Annotated in this window: 10 protein-coding genes; 9 read left to right on the plus strand and 1 reads right to left on the minus strand. The window is 57.9% G+C overall.

Annotation, left to right across the window (positions count from 1 at the left end; genetic code table 11):
• Window positions 1–66: 66 nt before the first annotated feature.
• On the minus strand, window positions 67–2,235 hold the full coding sequence (locus ACTNBB_RS03595; protein WP_441056688.1) for a transglutaminase domain-containing protein: 2,169 nt from the start codon (window positions 2,233–2,235) through the stop codon (window positions 67–69).
• 336 nt (window positions 2,236–2,571) lie between these two features.
• Between ACTNBB_RS03595 and ACTNBB_RS03600 the strand changes: the two genes are divergently transcribed.
• From ACTNBB_RS03600 to ACTNBB_RS03640, 9 genes are all read left to right on the plus strand, one after another.
• On the plus strand, window positions 2,572–2,868 hold the full coding sequence (locus ACTNBB_RS03600) for a type II toxin-antitoxin system RelE/ParE family toxin (RefSeq protein WP_441056690.1): 297 nt from the start codon (window positions 2,572–2,574) through the stop codon (window positions 2,866–2,868).
• A gap of 42 nt (window positions 2,869–2,910) precedes the next feature.
• Window positions 2,911–3,963, plus strand: a complete 1,053-nt coding sequence (locus tag ACTNBB_RS03605; protein WP_441056692.1) for a helix-turn-helix domain-containing protein — start codon at window positions 2,911–2,913, stop codon at window positions 3,961–3,963.
• Between the two features lie 536 nt (window positions 3,964–4,499).
• Window positions 4,500–6,629, plus strand: coding sequence for a hypothetical protein (locus ACTNBB_RS03610; protein ID WP_441056694.1), 2,130 nt, complete (start codon window positions 4,500–4,502; stop codon window positions 6,627–6,629).
• Window positions 6,626–7,531, plus strand: a complete 906-nt coding sequence (locus tag ACTNBB_RS03615) for a hypothetical protein (protein WP_441056696.1) — start codon at window positions 6,626–6,628, stop codon at window positions 7,529–7,531. The genes ACTNBB_RS03610 and ACTNBB_RS03615 overlap by 4 nt, the downstream gene beginning before the upstream one ends.
• Window positions 7,528–9,408, plus strand: coding sequence for a DUF2194 domain-containing protein (locus tag ACTNBB_RS03620; protein ID WP_441056698.1), 1,881 nt, complete (start codon window positions 7,528–7,530; stop codon window positions 9,406–9,408). Before ACTNBB_RS03615 ends, ACTNBB_RS03620 begins: the two co-directional genes overlap by 4 nt.
• On the plus strand, window positions 9,405–10,832 hold the full coding sequence (pelF, locus tag ACTNBB_RS03625; protein ID WP_441048827.1) for a GT4 family glycosyltransferase PelF: 1,428 nt from the start codon (window positions 9,405–9,407) through the stop codon (window positions 10,830–10,832). The genes ACTNBB_RS03620 and pelF overlap by 4 nt, the downstream gene beginning before the upstream one ends.
• A gap of 3 nt (window positions 10,833–10,835) precedes the next feature.
• Window positions 10,836–12,380, plus strand: coding sequence for an exopolysaccharide Pel transporter PelG (pelG, locus tag ACTNBB_RS03630; protein WP_441056699.1), 1,545 nt, complete (start codon window positions 10,836–10,838; stop codon window positions 12,378–12,380).
• On the plus strand, window positions 12,370–14,139 hold the full coding sequence (locus ACTNBB_RS03635; RefSeq protein ID WP_441056700.1) for a CotH kinase family protein: 1,770 nt from the start codon (window positions 12,370–12,372) through the stop codon (window positions 14,137–14,139). Before pelG ends, ACTNBB_RS03635 begins: the two co-directional genes overlap by 11 nt.
• Window positions 14,126–14,917 carry a polyphosphate polymerase domain-containing protein gene (locus ACTNBB_RS03640; protein WP_441048824.1) on the plus strand — a complete coding sequence of 264 codons (792 nt, stop codon included), beginning with the start codon at window positions 14,126–14,128 and terminating at the stop codon, window positions 14,915–14,917. The genes ACTNBB_RS03635 and ACTNBB_RS03640 overlap by 14 nt, the downstream gene beginning before the upstream one ends.

Genomic DNA, 14,917 nt, shown 5'->3' on the forward strand with positions numbered 1-14,917 from the left:
GGCGGCGTAGCATGCGCTAGAATGACGGCATTCTAGGTGATTCTCGGCTCCTCGGGCAGCCTGCGGCTACCCTCGAAAACCGAGCTCTACACCAACATTCGGGACACTACCTATCGCGCAAATGAGTCCATTTGAGTTGATGACATTTGTCCAATAGGCGATTTGGAATTCCGTTGGATTGGAAACGCCTGCGACAATGTTGTAAAGGAGCCTCGCCTGCGCTTCTGGTTTCTTTGCCCTAAATTTGCTTGAGGTAAAGAACTCCTTGATTGCCTTTTCCGATCCACCGTTATTGGCTAGCACGTTTGCCCAATAATCAATTCTCCATTGTCCTGGAGCGGGAGTATCGAGACACTTTTCGTAGAGTAGCCAGGCATAGACAGAGGGTGATTGCGAACCTTGGCTGTTTTTGTTGCATAGCCCATAGTTCATGCATTGAGATATAAAGAACTTGCTGTTGCTAAACTCGGCAATCGCTCCGTTAACCCCATTGGCTTTGATGTGTTGCGTCCAGTATGCAAGCTGCGCTTCTGTAGGGTTATTGATTCCGGCGACTACTCGATATAGTAAACGAGTAATTTCCACTGCATTCTTTTGTTTTATAACGCTGCTGGTAAAGAACTCCATTACTGCTCTTTGCGGCCCATCCTTCTGCTTGAGTACGCCTGTCCAGTAACTTATTTGATGCGTTGTTGGCTCTGGCGTGTTAAAGCACTCTGCATATAGCATCCGCGCATAGCCTTCGGGAGTATTTGAATAGTTTGTTTGCGATGGCTCGACCGACTCGGCGTGTTTCGCTTTGAACATATACTTCGCTGTCCAGCTTTTACTCGACGTCATCTCGACCTTTGACGTGGCCGTCAGGTTGGCCTTGTATCCATCGGTCTTCCATTCTCTCTGGCTCATCGCATGGGCAACGATCCCATTTTGAATCCCCAAGATGCTCGGCGGGAAGGACTGGTTGTCGGCATCAATGGAAAAGCTCTTTTCCTTGGCATCTAGGTGCTGCTGAATGCGGTCGGCATACTTCTCGGCCCATTCATCGGCCTTGCCGTTTCGCACAAAGTAATTGTTGGAAAGGTCGGTTGAGCGGTAGGCGTAGTCGTCCTTTTGGTAGTTTGCCGCGTGGTCGGAGTGGGCGATTGCCATGAGCTCGTCGGTCAGGCCAAAGTACAGATGGCGCTGGTCCAAGTCTCCGTACCAGTTGTCGCTGGTGTCGTCCCAGGTTAGGTCCATCTGGCACCATTTGCCGTCGATCTTTACGGCGTTCCAGGTGTGGCCGTTGCCTGTGATGCGGCCGTTGGCGATGCCCGCTGCGTTAAGGAGCTTGGAGTAGATGCGCTGGTAGCTCTCGCAGGTGCCCTGGTGGCGCGTGAGGCCGCTCTCGGCCGAGCACCAGTTGAGGCTGTGGTCGTACTCCAGCTGGTCGAGCGTCCAGTCGTGGAGCCACAGCGCCATGTCGTATTCCGAGCCGTTTGTCTCTTGCCTGCACAGGTCCACGGCGTTGTTGACGATTTGCGTGACGCTTGGGCGGGCGGCGTCGTTTACGGTCACCTCTGCCGTTGTGCGCAGGTAGTAGATCCCCTTGTCGTTTTGGGGGTCGTTTCTGTCGTTGTCCATAAAGTAGAAGTAGATGCGGTACGTGCCCGATGCCGTGAATTCAAAGGTAAAGTCGTGGCCCGTGTTGCCCAGGCTGTAGTAGTTGGACCGTGCCTGGCGCGACGGGTCGCAGACGCTTTCCTGGCTGCCGCCGTCGCAGTATGTGGGCACGTCCATGCGCGCCTTGGCCTGGGACGAGCCGTTGGTTTGGGTTACGTGGAAGGTCGTCGCGGTGCCCGCGGAGGCGTCGTTCCACGAGACGGTGAAGGTGATGCCGTTTTGGGTTGCCGTGGCGGAGTGGGCGTAGCCGGTTTGTGACGTGGTGTAGATTGCTTCGGGCGTGGGGTTGGTCTGGGTTCGGAGGGATGGGGCGGTGGTGCCGTCAGCGCTTTCCGTGTTGGCTGCGCTGGTGCCGGTGGATGTTGCGGTGCCGTCCTCTACGGTGTCTGCTGTCGCGATTGTGTTGGTGCCGTCTTCAGCCTTGCCTGTGCCGCTGCTCGTGGTGTCGGCATGCGCTTGCTGTTCGGCTGTTGCCGGAGGCTGGATGGCTTCCGCAATGGCTACCATGGGCATCGTCGCGCTGACCATGGACGTGCACGCGATCGCGCAGAACAGGTAGTAAAGGGGTCGTTTCATAGCGGAGCCTCTCGGTGAGCAGCCAATAGGGTTCTAAGGCAGCTCCAGGCCAGCACTCCGCACATATTTTGTTGGGGATTATTTTACGAGAACCCCAGTCTACATCAGCGAACTTTTTGGGGAATGTTGGGGAGGGGGTGTTTCTTGCGAAGGATACTCTCCGACTTTATTTGTAGTGACCGCTGAATGCTGCTGTGGATGCCGTCATTATTGCCAGAACGCATGCTGTGGTCAATCTTTAAGCGCATGTTTGCTTTTGCTGCCGATATTGTTCTTGTCCTACTTAGCTGCTATATTATTTTTACCGCAGAGGTAAAACTTTGGTAGGAGGTGGTTATGCAGGTCAACTATAAGAACCGTCAAATCGAAAAGATCTGCACAAACGCTTCTGTTGCTGCCAAAAAATACGATAAGCGTACTGTGGGGCTTATCCAACAACGTGTAGATGAGATTCATGCCGCTGATTCCGTTGAGATGCTCGTCCAGTTTGGGATCGGGCGATGTCATCCACTTGTTGGTGACCGTAAAGGGCAATTTGCAATGGACTTGGTACATCCTCTGCGATTGGTATTTGAAGTCATTAGGGATGAGATTCAGATAGCGGAAATTCAAGAAATCGTTGACTACCACTAACATGAGATTTGAAATAGGAGATTGCTTAAGAGGTGAGAGGTCATGGCAAGGAGCAAGACTTATATCGCAACGCCACCAGGGGCTACTATAAAGGAGCAGCTTGAGTATCGCGGTATGAGCCAGCGCGAGTTTGCTAGGCGCATGGATTACTCTGAGAAGTTCATAAGCCAGCTTATAAATGGACAAGTTGAGCTCACTCCAAATACTGCACATAGGCTCGAGATGGTGCTGGGCGTTCCCTCGGCATTTTGGATGAATCTTGAGGCGCGTTATCGTGAGAAGTTGCTGCGGGTCGAGGACGAAAATTCTATCGAAGAGGATAAGCAGATAGCCAGGAAGTTTCCTTATGCACAAATGGCCAAACTGGGATGGGTCGAGCCGACGCGCTCCGTGGCTGTTAAAGTGGTCGAGCTTAGAAAATTCTTTGAGGTTGTTAGGCTTACGCTGCTGAATGAAGACCGACTTGCTCCGGGAATCGCTTATCGTCGCCAGAAGGAAACCGCTGAATCCGAATATGCACTTTTGGCTTGGGCCCAGAAGGCCAAGATCGATGCGCGAGGGATAACGACCGGTAAGATCAATGTTGGTAAGCTTGAGGAGTATATTCCCAAGCTCAGAGAGCTTACGTCTATGGATCCTGCAGATTTTCAGCCAGCCCTTGTGTCTATGTTGGCTGAATGTGGGATTGCAACGGTCTTTTTGCCCCATCTTGAGCGCACGTTTCTCAATGGTGCGACGTTCTATGACGGATCAAAGATTGTGCTCGCGCTTACGCTGCGAGGGGCCGATGCCGACAAATTCTGGTTCAGTCTCTTCCATGAATTGGCGCATGTTATTAATGGGCACATTGGACGGACCGCTGGGACTACCGAAGAGGAGGAGCGCGCGGCGGATGCTTTCGCGCGTGATACCTTGATTCCTCCAGAGGCATATGCTCAGCTCGTTGATGGAAGCAAGACACGTAGTTCCGTTGCGTCTTTTGCCAATGAGATAGGAATTGCCCCGGGAATTGTAGTGGGTCGTTTGCAAAAAGATGGGTATCTGCCATATAGACAGTTGAATAGCCTCAAGGTTAGGTATCAGTTTGCAGAATAGAGGGCGCATCTCCGAGAATCCCGGGTTTTCTATCGAGGTTTACCGTGAATGCGGGTGAAGAGCCGATGGCGCGCAGTCGTGGTCGCTGGAAGTTACGGTAAGTTGTTTTAAGTGATGCAGTCGCCGCGGACTCTACGTGAGGCGGAGACAAAGGAGGGTCGTTGTCCGGGTTTCCGGCAACGGCCCTTTGACGTTTCCGCGACAACTGGATGTTGTCGCGCATGCCGCCTTTGTTGCTAGATCACTCGATGCGGAGTCATCATTTCGGATGTGCGGGGAAAATCGGAACTCTCGAGCGAACCGCCCTTTTCATGAAACGAAACCGCAGATAGATGCGTTGTCTCTATCCGGCGTAGCCGGCATGTCAAGAATTTGCCGCGTACTTCCGGAATGGGCGCTCATTCAGCACCCTCGTCGCCCCCACATCCTCTGAAGATGTTCTTAAAACTGCCTTAAAGGCGTCCCGGCTCGCGTTGACGGCGTACAATACGCGTGTTTGACTATGGTAAATGTGGAATTAAGGGGAGGGGTGCGCCATGGAGGTGCTGGTTGTTGGCAACACCGCATATGTTGACGATGACTTTTGTGCCAAGGCGTTCCCCGGGGACCATGTTAAGGTCGTCGCTGCCGCGGAAGCGCGCCGCGACGAGTCATCGCCCCATGCCTCGTGGAATGAGCTCCTCCAGCACTTGGAGCAGGCCTACGAGTTCGACCGCGTGGTCTACCTATCCAATTACCTTACCCCGCATACCGATATCGTGGGCGATATCGAGCTGCTGCGCTCGGTCTTTCGTGCGTGCGCGGGTCGCCGGGTCCAGCTGCTGTATGTGGCGGGGCCCGCGGGTGCCGCCGATGCCACGGGACGAACGGGCAAGGGCATTATCGCGCGCGCAGCCAACGACCTGTGCCGCTACTACGCTGCTCGCGAGGGCGTTCAAACCAAGATCCTGCGCGTGCCGTTCCTGTATACCGCGTCTGCCGCGCTGGATGATCCGTTTTTGATGCCGCTGTTCGACGCGTGCTCAACCGGATCGGTCGCTTTGCAGGGCGCGGAGGACGCGCCGTTTCCGCTGCTGTGCGCCGAGGAGCTCGCGGTGCTGGTGCATCGCATCTTTGACAGCTGGGACGCCTCCTTTGAGACGCTCGATGTTGCTGATACCTTCCATCACACGTCAGGTGAGGTGGGCGAGGCCCTCAAGGCGCTGTTCCCAGGGCTCTCAGTTGCCTATGGCCATTCTGCCGGCTATGACCTGCCCGTCAGCGACATCGTTCGTGTTCGCTATGGCTGGTTTCAGCGCTACGACCCGTTTCGTGATCTTTCGACCATTCATGCTCGCTGGGATGCTGGCCGCGCAGGGAAGGTCAACCCCTTGCGCGCCGCTATCGACCGCATCCAGATGCACACGCTGCCTATTAAATGCCTGGAGACGGGCGTCGCCTGGGTCCTGTTCGAGGTGCTGGAGTATTTGTTCTCGCAATCTGCCCAGCTCAACGTGCTCGATTATCGCCTGCTCTACGTCGTGCTCATCGGCACGCTGTATGGCTTGGACTTTGGTCTGGCTGCGGCGCTGCTGGCATCGGTGGGTTTGGCTGTGTGCTACTTTACCCAGTATGGCTATACCTTCCAGGGCCTCTTTTACGAGCCGTCCAACTGGCTGCCGTTTATCGCGTACTTTGTGGTGGGTGCCGTATGCGGCTACGTGCAGCTGCGCAACAACGAGGCCATTAAGGTGGAGCGCGACCAAAACGAGCTCGTGCGCAATCGCAATACGTTCCTCACGCAGCTCTATCACGATGCTATCGAGGACAAGCGCACCTACAAGCGCCAGATTGTGGGGCGTCACGATAGCTTTGGCAAGATCTTTGCCGTGACGCAAGAGCTCGACGTGCTCAACCCGCGCGATATCTACCGCAAGTGCTGTGAACTCATGGGTGAGATTCTCGAAAACAATTCGGTGACGATCTACCACGTTTCGGGCGGGGCGTTTGCACGTCTGGTGGCGGCGAGTCCCGTGATTGCCGAAGACGCCACGCGCTCGCTCACGCTTGAGCAACTTGCACCCCTTTTGGGCGGCGGGGGTCGTTCGAACCTGTGGGTCAATCGCGAGCTGACGCCGGGGCTTCCCATGTTTGGATATACGATCGAGCGCGACGGGGCGCCCGCCGTGTTGATCTTTGTGCGTCGTGCGGCCGAGAACCAAATGACGCTCTATTACCAAAACCTGTTCCGCATCTTGTGCGGACTGGTCGAAAGCGCGCTGGGCCGTGCCTTTGACTATGAGGCGGTGGCGCAGGATAAACGCTGCGTCGATGGCACGTGCGTGCTCAAGCAGGCGGCCTTTGGTCAAGAGCTCGCGGCCGAGCAGGCGCTGTCGGATGGCAAGATGGGCAGCTTTTTGCTCCTGCGCGTGGTGCCGGGCATGGAGCCTGTCGGCGAGCTGGTGGGCGCTATTGGATCGGCAATCCGCGAGAGCGATGCGGCGGGCCTGGTCGACGGTGACGTGCTTTACCTGCTTATGCGCCAGGCAAAGCCGTGCGACCTGCCCATTATCCGCGAGCGCCTGAGCGCGAAGCGGATTGCGGTGGAGCCCGTCGACGGCGAGGACATCGTGGCGCTTCTGCAGCACATCGCTGACACCGGTGACGGTGAGGGGGATGCCGCTTGATCTCGCTTGTCGTTGCTGCCGTCTTGCTGCTGATTCATGCGCTGGTTTGCCTGGTGTTGTGGACGCTTATGAAGTTGGGCCTGCTGCCGGTGTGCGGGCATATGCTGGCCGTGATGGTACTCGTGCCGTTGTGGGGACCGCTGCTGGTGGTGCTGCTTATCACGCGTAGCGCCGTGTTTGGCACGGACCTTAAGGACGACACGCTAGAGTCGCTGCGCATTAACGACGAGCTGCATCGCAGCATCTTGGTGCACGACCGTGAAGCCGATGCGGGCGTGATCCCGCTCGAGGAGGCGCTCATCGTCAACGACCCGGCAGACCGGCGCCGCCTCATGCTCTCCATGCTCACCGAGGAGCCCGATGCGTACCTGGCGCAGCTGCAGGCGGCTAAGCTGAACGACGACGTTGAAGTGGCGCACTATGCCGCGACGGCGGTGGCGCAGATCTCCAAGGAGTCCGACCTTAAACTGCAGCAGCTGGAGCGCGCCTATAAGACCGACCCGAGCGCGCAAAACCTCAACGAATACTGCGATTTTCTTGGTGAGTATTTAGACTCGGGTTTGGCTGAGGGGCGCGTGGCTCAGATTCAGCGTCAACAGTACGCACGTCTACTTGCGCGCCGCTGCGAGCGCGAGGACACCTTTGAGCTGCGTATTCGGTATGCGACGGCGCTGGCCGATGTCGGACAGATCGACGAGGCGCAGGCCGTGACCGACCAGCTCGTGCTCGACGCGCCCGAGGAGCAGGAGGTTTGGATGCTTTGCCTGCGCCTGGCCGTGATGCGCCGCGACGGTGACGAGGTCCACCGCGTGATCGATGCGATCGACAAACAGCATGTGTACTTGAGCGCCGCCAACCGCGAGGAGCTGGCTTTTTGGCGCGACGGGGAGGAGGCCCGATGAGCGTGGTTCAGCATATCCGCGACCGTGCGGGCCATTTTCGCTGGATGGGACTGCTCGTGGTGTGGGCGGTCTTTATTGCCATGGCCGCCGTGCTGCTGGTGGAGCGTGCCGGCGTGCAGTACAGTGCGGGCCAGCATAAGCTGGGGATGCTTGCCGCCAACGATGCGGTGCCGGCCTCCTCGGCAATATTTGGTCAAAAGCCCACGTGCCTAGTCATTACCGATTCCGATCAGACGGGCGTCGAGGACGTAAAGGAACAGTTCGACCAGATCCTGCTCGACATGAAGATCGCGCACCGCGACGTGGACCTTGCCCTGGACGGCGCGGATGCCATTCCCTCGCTGACGTCCTTCGATCGCGTGATTTTGCTCATGCCGTCGCTCGATGGGCTCGGTACGCACCTGACCGATATTATGAGTTGGGTGAGTGCCGGCGGTTCGCTTATGCTCGCCATGCCGCCGGATAATTCGAGCTATCTGCAGGTGATTGCTTCCAAGCTTGGCATTGAATCTGCCGGATACGACTATGTAATAGCCGAAAGCATTGTGCCGAGCGAGGACTTTATGCTGGGCGGGGGAGAGCGCTACGAGCTCTCGGACCCCTTTGATTCGTCGCTTTCGGTTTCGCTGCGCGAGACGGCGCGTGTGTGGGCTAAGACCGGCGATGCGGGCGCCCCGCTCATTTGGTCCAATGACTGTGGTAGCGGACGCACCGTGGTGTGCAATATCGGTATCTACGACAAGGTCATGCGCGGTTTTTACGCCGCGGCGATTAGCTTGCTCGGTGATGCCACGGCCTATCCGGTCATCAACAGTGCCGTCTTCTATCTGGACGACTTTCCCAGCCCCGTGCCCTCGGGCGACGGCACCTACATCAAGCGCGACTACGGGCTTTCCATCGCCGACTTTTATGCCAAGGTCTGGTGGCCCGATCTGCAAAAGCTCGCGCAAAAATACGGCATTCGCTATACCGGCGTGATGATCGAAAACTACGAGGACGCGGTCAACCAGACCGAGCCCGCGCGCCAGGCCGATACCGCGCAGTTTCGCTACTTTGGCGGCATGCTGCTGCAGATGGGCGGAGAGCTGGGCTTTCACGGCTACAACCATCAGCCGCTGGTGCTCTGGGACACCGACTACGGCACGCTGTACGACTACAAGACGTGGAAGAACAAGGAGACGCTCGTCGCATCGCTCAACGAGCTTATCGCCTTTCAGGACGAGGTGCTGCCCAACGCGCACGGTTCGGTCTACGTGCCGCCGTCAAATATCCTTTCGGCCCGCGCTCGCAAGATTATTGGCGAGGACGTGCCGCGCATTAAGACCATCGCCAGTACGTATTTTGAGGATGGTACGGATCTTCCGTACGTGCAGGAGTTTGGCGTGGCGAACGATGGCATCGTGGAGCAGCCGCGCATTGTCTCGGGCGGCATGGTCGACGATTCCTATATGCGCCTGGCTGCCGTGTCCGAGCTCAACATGCACTATGTGAGTACGCACTTTATGCACCCGGACGACTTGCTCGATCCCGATCGCGGCGCCAGGCAAGGCTGGGAGATCTATAAGGGCGGCCTGACCGACTACCTGGACTGGCTTACCAAGTCGGCGCCCGACCTGCGTCGCCAGACCGGCTCGGAATGCTCGGGCGCCATCCAGCGCTTTTCGTCCGTGACGGTGAGCGTGGATACAGATGCGGATGCCTGGACGCTCAACCTGGGCAATTTTCACGACGAGGCGTGGCTCATGTTCCGCGCCAATAACGGTGAGCCGGGAGCAGTCACGGGTGGCGAGATTACGCATCTGACGGGCGACCTATACCTGATCAAAGCTACGGACAAGACGGTGACCATTGCGCGCAAGGAGGGTAGCGACAAATGAGAATCTGCTTGGTACTCGAGGGTTGCTACCCCTATGTGCACGGTGGCGTGTCCACCTGGATGCATGGCTATATACAGGCCATGCCCGAGCACGAGTTTGTGCTGTGGGTGATCGGCGCGCATGCGGCCGACCGCGGCAAGTTTGTCTACGAGCTGCCCGGCAACGTGGTCGAGGTGCACGAGGTGTTTCTGGACGACGCCCTGCGTCTTTCGGGCGAGCAGGAAGAGGCGGACTTTAACGACCGCGAGCGCGAGGCACTGCGCCGCCTGGTGTCGCTCTCTAATCCGGATTGGGACGTGCTGTTCGATATCTTCCAGCGTCGTCGTGTGCATCCGCTCTCGTTTTTGCAGAGCCGCACGTTTATGGATATCTTTCGCGATGTGTGCCTGGCCGAGTACCCCTACACGCCTTTTGCCGACGCATTCCATACCATGCGCTCCATGCTGCTGCCCGTGCTCTACCTGCTGGGCAGCGAGGTGCCGGTGGCCGATGTGTACCACGCCATCTCGACCGGCTACGGCGGCCTGCTCGCCTGCTTGGGTTCAAGCGTTCACCATGCGCCGGTGCTGCTCACCGAGCACGGCATCTACACGCGCGAGCGCGAGGAAGAGATTATTCGCGCCGACTGGGTGGTGCCGTCGTTTAAGGACCGCTGGATTCGCTTTTTCTACCTGCTTTCGGAGGAGATCTACCGTCGTGCTTTTCGCGTGACGAGCCTGTTTCACAATGCCCGCAATACGCAGATCGATATGGGCTGCGATGCGGATAAATGCCTGGTCATCCCCAATGGCATTCAGTTCGACCGCTTTAAGGACATTCCCTTAAAGCCCGATGACGGCTGGGTTGACATTGGCGCGGTGGTGCGCCTGGCGCCCATCAAGGACGTCAAGACCATGATCTATGCCTTCTTTGAGCTGCACGAGCGCGTCCCTAAGGTGCGCCTGCATATCATGGGCGGCGTGGACGACGAGGAGTACGGCGCCGAGTGCCATGCGCTGGTCGATACCCTGGGCGTGCGCGACCTGATCTTTACCGGCCGCGTCAACGTGGTCGAGTACATGGAAAAGCTGGACTTTACCATTTTGACGAGCATCTCCGAGGGCCAGCCGCTCAGCGTGCTGGAGTCGCTTGCCGCGCGTCGTCCCTGCGTGACGACCGAGGTGGGCTGCTGCCGTGAGCTGCTCGAAGGCGCCCCGGGCGACGACTTTGGCGTGGCGGGATTTGTGACGCCGCCTATGTATCGCAAGGGCCTGGCCGATGCCATGGAGCGCATGTGCGCAAGCCGTGCCCGTCGCATTGAGATGGGGGAGCGCGGCCAGCGTCGCGTTGCCACGTACTTTTTGCACGAGCAGATGCTCGCCAACTATCGCGCGCTGTACGACGAGACAGCGCGTGCGTATGATTTGCCCAGAGAGGGGGAGTAGCCGGTGGCCGGAATCGGTTTTGAGCTCAAGCGCCTGTTTAGACGCAAGGGTCTGTTTGCCACGATGCGCGCCTACGGCTACGCCGGCATTGTGTGCACGGGCCCCATGCTGCTGGGCGTGCTGCTCCAGGTGGGTATCTTGGTGCTGTGCGGTTTGTGGGGTGTGGGCCGCGCCAACCAGGATTTGCTGGTGTGCATGGTGACCTATACGCTGCTAGCGTCGCTTACGCTCACCAGCTTTTTCTCCATGCCCGTCACGCGCTTTTTGGCGGACATGCTGTTTGCGGAGCGCGAGGATGAGATTCTGCCCTCGTTTTGGGGTTCCAACGCCATCATGCTGGTTACGGGCGCGGCGCTCTACGGCGTCTTTTTGCTGTTTTCGGGCGCCACGCTGCTTCAGGGGCTGCTGTGCCTGTGGCTGTTCAACATTATGATCGTCAACTGGAACGGCATGAACTACCTCACCGCTATTAAGGACTACCGTGGCATTCTGTGCAGCTTTGTGGCTGCCATTGGCGTGGCGTGCCTGTGCGCCCTGGCCGCGCTGGCGCTGGGGCTGCCGCCGGTCGAGGGCCTACTGGCGTCAATCGCCCTGGGCTACGGCGTCATGCTCGCCTGGGACGTGGTGCTGCTGTACCGGTATTTTCCGCAGAGTGACCGCAGCCCCTGGCTCTTTTTGCGCTGGCTCGATCAGTTTATGCCGCTGGCGCTCACGGGCCTGTTTACCAACCTGGGGCTCTTTGCGCACCTGGTAATTATTTGGGCCGGCCCCATTGGCGTGCAGGTCAAGGGCTTGTTTTATGGCGCGCCCTACCACGATGTTCCGGCGCTCATCGCGTTTTTGACGATCCTGGTCACGACCGTCAACTTTGTGGTCTCGGTCGAGGTCAACTTTTATCCGCGCTACCGCGACTACTACAGCCTGTTCAACGACGGCGGCGTAGTGGGCGACATCGTGGTGGCCGAGGAGGAGATGCTCTCCACGCTCAACAGCGAACTGCGCTTTTGCGCGCTCAAGCAGCTGTTTGTGACGGCGGCGGTCATCTCGCTCGAGACCACGGTGCTCTCGGCCCTGCCGCTGGGCTTTAACAGTCTTATGCACGGGTATTTTCGCACGCTATGCGTGGGCTATGGCCTGTATGCCGTGGGCAATACGGTGATGCTCGTCTTGCTGTACTTTACCGACTACAAGGGGGCCGTGCTGGCCTCGGGCCTGTTTGCCGGTGTGGCGGGGCTGGCGACTGCCGTGTCGCTGCTTTTGCCGCAGCAGTTTTACGGCTTTGGCTTTTTGTTGGGTGCGGCGGTGTTTTTTATCGTGGCGCTGCTGCGACTCGACACCTATACTGCCAACTTGCCGTATCGTATTCTGAGCCAGCAGCCCATGGTGGCGACCGACAAGACGGGTCGCTTTACACAGCTGGGCCGCTTGCTCGACCGTGCCGAGCGGCGCTATGAGGAAGCCCGCCATAAGGGCGAGCCACATGGCGCGTTTGAACGCACGGTGGTCCGTGTGTATCGCAACCATTGGGGAGGTCCTGATGACCGATAGGATGATATCGCGTCGCCGCTTGATTGAGGCGGCTGCCGGCACACTGCTGCTTTCGGGCTGCTCTGCGCAGGACGAATCCTCGACCAAAAAGGTCAAAAAGCAGGGCAAGATTAACAAGGCCGAGGCCTCGAATGAGGTCAAGCACCTGCGCGACAAGGACGAGCTCTACGAGGTCTACGACGACTCGGGCATTGTGACCATGTACCTGACGGTCTCGCGCGGCAACAGCTCCGAGAACACCGACCACAGCTGGGCCGAGATCAATACGTACTCGGTGTACGACTATGCCGACATGGGCGCGGCGCGCTATCAGGTTATGGGCCTTTTGCAGGCGGGCGACGAAGACGGCCCAGTTGCCGGCGAGGTTGGCTATGGCGAGGAAGCGCCCAATGCTACCGTGCAAGTGCGCGGTCAGACGTCGAGCCGTTATGCTCAGAAAAATTACAAGGTGGAGCTCAAAAAGGGCAAGGGTACCTGGCGCCAGCAGCGCGCGATTGCGCTTAACAAGCACATGGGCGAGGGCTTGCGCTTCCGTAACAAGATGGCCTACGATCTGATCCGTGGCATTCCCCAGATGATGGGCCTGCGCACGCAGTTTGTGCACCTGTGGGTGTGCGACCAGACCGAAAAGTCCAACGACACCTTTGAGGACTACGGCCTGTTTACACAGGTCGAGCAGCTCAACAAGACGGCGCTTAAGGCACATGGCCTAGATAAGAATGGACACCTGTACAAGTTGAACTTCTTTGAGTTCCGTCGCTATGAGGACATCATTAAGCTTGCCGACGATCCCGATTACAACCAGGCGGCTTTTGAGAGCATGCTCGAGATTAAGGGCGACTCGGACCACACCAAGCTCATCGAGATGCTCGATGCGCTCAACGATGACACTCAAAAGATCGAGGACGTGCTTGCGACCTACTTTGATACCGAGAATCTGGTCTATTGGCTGGCGTTTCAGATCCTGACGGGCAACTGCGATACGCAGAGCCGTAACTGCTATCTGTACAGCCCGCTCAACTCAAATACCTGGTACTTTTTGGCTTGGGATAACGACAGCATGCTGCGTAAGCTTGAGCTGAGCCTGAAGGGGTTCTCGGACTTTGTGAACTGGGAGCGCGGCGTGAGCAACTACTGGGGCAACGTGCTGTTTAACCGCGCGTTGCGCAGTAAGTCGTTCCGCAGCGAACTCGACCGTGCCGTCAAGGACTTGCGCTCGTATTTGACCGAGGAACGTCTGGCCAGGATGATCAAGCACTACCGTGAGGTTACCGAATCCCTGGTCTTTGCCTCGCCCGATATTGACAATCTGCCTGTCACCAAGGACCAATACGAGCAGATCGCCGCGGCGATTCCCTCCGAGATCGAGGAGAACTACAAGAGCTATTGCGAAAGCTATAAAAAGCCCATGCCGTTCTACATTGGCGTGCCGCAGATTGAAAACGGCAAGTTGCGTGTGAACTGGGATGCCGCGTACGACTTTGAGGCGCGCGATATTCGCTATACCGTGGAGCTTGCGCGCGACTACGCCATCAATGACGTGCTTTTTAAGGCCGAAGACGTGCTGCTGCCTGAGGTGACGTGCGAAGCGCCCGATACCGGTCAGTATTTTGTACGCGTGCGTGCCACCAACTCCGACGGCTATACGCAAGATGCGTTTGACTGCTATGTGACCGACGATGGCAAGCAGTACGGCATGAAGTGCTTTTACGTGCAAGACGGCGGTAAGGTCGTGGAGGACACGTATGAGGAGGGCTAGCGCGTTGCTTGAGCGCCTGGCGGCCCCGCCTGCGCGTGCCACGCAGGAGCGTTATCGCCACGAGCTCAAATATCTCATTAACGAGGGCGAGCACTCCGCGCTTGCCTGTCGCATGGCGCCGGTTTTTAAACTGGACAAGCATGCGCGCTCGGGTGGTTACACCATTCGCAGCCTGTACTTTGACGACTACTGCAACTCGGCCTACGAGGAAAAAGACGCCGGTATTCTCATGCGCAAAAAGTATCGCGTGCGCATCTATAACGGCAGCGACAGGGTGATTAAGCTCGAGCGCAAAAAGAAGTACGGCAGTTGGATCTACAAGGAGGACGCGCCGCTCACGCGCGGCGAGTTTGAGCAGATCCTGGCTGGCGACTACGGCTTTTTGCTGAGGAGCCCGCACCAACTCTGCCGCGAGTTCTACATCGAGTGTATCTGCAACATGATGCGCCCGCGGACCATCGTGGACTACGAGCGCGAGCCGTGGGTGATGGATGAGGGCACCGTGCGCATTACGTTTGACATGAACGTGCGTGCCGCGGTGGGTAGCTTTGACATCTTTGACGCGACCTTGCCCGCGCTGCCCGTGCTGGAGCCCGGCAAGCTGGTGATGGAGGTCAAGTTTACCGAGTTTTGTCCGCAGCTGGTGCGCGATATGGTGCCGCCGGGCGCGGCCGAGCTTACGGCGGTTTCCAAGTACTGCCTGTGTTACGAAAAGACCGCCTACCTGCGCGGTTTTAACTACTGGGAATCGGATTTTGAGAACCGAGGGGATATTTAG

Source organism: Collinsella sp. HCP28S3_B9 (assembly GCF_052066095.1).
Lineage (GTDB): Bacteria > Actinomycetota > Coriobacteriia > Coriobacteriales > Coriobacteriaceae > Collinsella.